Genomic DNA, 2,493 nt, shown 5'->3' on the forward strand with positions numbered 1-2,493 from the left:
TTACTTGTCATTTTCTTTCAGCCAATTATCGACCAAATCCTTTATCACATCAGTAATAGATGTACCTTGTTTTGCACACGCAGCTTTGAAGCGGGTATGTATCTCTTCATCAAAGTTAACGTTGACTCTCTTTTGCTTTCCCGTGGGTGTGCTATTGACGACTTTTTCAAGATCTCGATGCTCACCGAAACTCATTGTTTTTGATGTATGTTGCTTAGTTAGTGCCATACATAACCTCTAATATGCTGAAATGAGTATATGAGTTTTTACTCAAATGATTCGAGTATTTCTCGCGTCAGAATGGCTATCTCGCCCTTTGCTGCTCCATCGTTGGTATCGAAAACGCTCTCACCCTCCATGACGGATTTAACGTAACTTTGGCGTTGTGTGATCGCAGTTTTAAACGGCTTAATACCCGTCTGAGCAATGCTATCTTTCAGAACGTTAAGCATGGTGGCTTGTTCGATTTTCCGTGTGATGAGGAATCGAGCTTCTACCGGACGATTATAAGCCTGGGCTTCCAGTACCGTGACGACAGAACCGGCAGCGGAAAAATCCAAAGGGCTGGGTGTTACCGGGATGATAATCAGGTCGCTGACCATCACCGCTGCGGAAGTAATAACTGACAGAGAACCGGCTCCATCAATAATCACAAAGTCATATTCAGCCAGATCTTTTCTTACCTGGTAAACGTCTTTCTCTGATGCTGCGGTGTAAACATCGAATGCTGCTTTCTCTGCTTTATTCCAGTTAGTCAGGCTCATCTGTGGGTCTGTATCTACAACTGCAATTTTTTTACCCGAACTGGCAAGGCAGCTACTGACGTTGATTGTTGCAGTCGTTTTACCGGAGCCACCTTTAGGGTTGAGGAACGCGATAATTTTCATGTCTAAACCTCATTTGTGTGTTTACTCATTTGAGTTTAATTATACACAAAAACACAAATGAGTAAATGTGTTTTTTATGTGTAAATGAGTATATGAGTGTTTTTTTTGAGTGTTGGAACTGGCGGGAATTTTGGTTTAGGCTTCTCTCAATAGATTATTGCCAACCTCCATCGTATTCATTCCAGCCCTGATTAGTTGCATCATTGGTTAGCGTCATATCATCGACCACGCAGTTACGTATCTCAGCTGTGCGGTATATCTCGTCGAAAAGTTCGTCAATCTGCTCTTTCAAATCGGCCTCATCGCTATACGTAAAAATCAGGCTGTACTCATTGTTGTCCAACACCTTTCCGTCATAGTCGCACTCAACCAGCCAGGCAATATCTTCTCTGACCTTTTTCTTCCCACGGGTAAATTTGCTGCCGTTCTGCACCGGCACCCACAGTGTGGCTGTCACGGAAAATGCGGTAGCACTCTCAGACTGCCCGGAAAGAGAGGGGAGGGCTGTAACTGGGGGACACTGTTTAATCGCCCGGCTAATGGTGCCACGACTGCAATTGATGGTCTTCTGAACCTGGCTCCAGGAGCTGCCGCTGGCCAGCAGCCGGTTAATGGCATCATAGCGATGTTGGTTAACCTTTCTGCCCTGGTATTTGCCCTCAGCTTTTGCTTTGGCGATCCCCTGTTTCTGGCGTTCCCGCCGCTGCTCATAGTCGCGTCTGGCCACTGCGGCCAGCATATCGAGCAGCATGTCATTGATGGCCGAAAACATCCGGTTATCAAAATCGGTCAGCCCCGGAGATAAATGCAGCCAGGTAGTGGGAACATTAACGGCCACGACTCTTATATCTTTCCTGGCAATCATTTTCTTGAGCGTGATCCAGTCATTCCCGGCCAGTCGTGAAAGGCGGTCAACATCTTCAATAAGTAAGATGTCGCGCTGCCGACAGTCTTTCAGCAGCCGGAAAAGCTCAGGACGTTCCAGGCGTGAACCTGACTCATTTTCAATATAATAGTTACAGATGGCCAGCCCGTGCTCAGTGGCGAAAGTATCGATAGAGCTACGTGCTCGTGATGCATCCTGTTCGGACGTGGAGGCACGAAGATAAGCGCGAACAAAGCAGGTCGGTACTGTTTGGGTCATTTTTGAGAACCGGTTCTGTTTAAGTGTGTCGTGTGTGTTTAAACAGTACCAGCTTGCAGTGGTACGAGGAAGGTATACTTATACGGCACCAAAATCCGTTGGCCGAATCGGGGCAGGGCATAACGCACCCCCACGGTTTATCGGAACCTGCCCCGTTCGGCACTACATCTAGTATCAACAGTTGCTGTTCAACACACAAGATGTAGCGTTATCCACAGAAACGGTGGATAAGTCGTACGGCTAGGTTAGTTGTACATAAATATTTTTGAATGAATTTTTATAGAGAAAGCAAGATTACGGTACTTCTTAAAAAAATGTTAGATTATCGTTTGGGTACTTGAGGTGTGGCTCAAGTTGAAGGTTAATGAGGGTGAGTTCGGTGATGCTGCCAACTTACTGATTTAGTGTATGATGGTGTTTTTGAGGTGCTCCAGTGGCTTCTGTTTCTATCAGCTGTCCCTC

The 2,493-nt window shown here is 46.0% G+C and carries 2 protein-coding genes and 1 pseudogene; all 3 read right to left on the minus strand.

Going from position 1 to position 2,493, the window contains the following annotated elements; all coding sequences use genetic code 11:
- Positions 1-228, minus strand: coding sequence for a plasmid partition protein ParG (locus N6G83_RS54115; protein ID WP_044715105.1), 228 nt, complete (start codon positions 226-228; stop codon positions 1-3).
- Positions 229-266: 38 nt separating this feature from the next.
- A complete protein-coding gene (parA, locus tag N6G83_RS54120; protein WP_044715110.1) occupies positions 267-887 on the minus strand; it encodes a ParA family partition ATPase in 621 nt (206 codons plus the stop codon).
- A 520-nt stretch (positions 888-1,407) separates the two neighbouring features.
- Positions 1,408-2,031, minus strand: a pseudogene (locus tag N6G83_RS54125) (recombinase family protein); the annotation flags it as partial.
- Positions 2,032-2,493: the final 462 nt, after the last annotated feature.

Source organism: Serratia sp. PL7 (assembly GCF_945957435.1).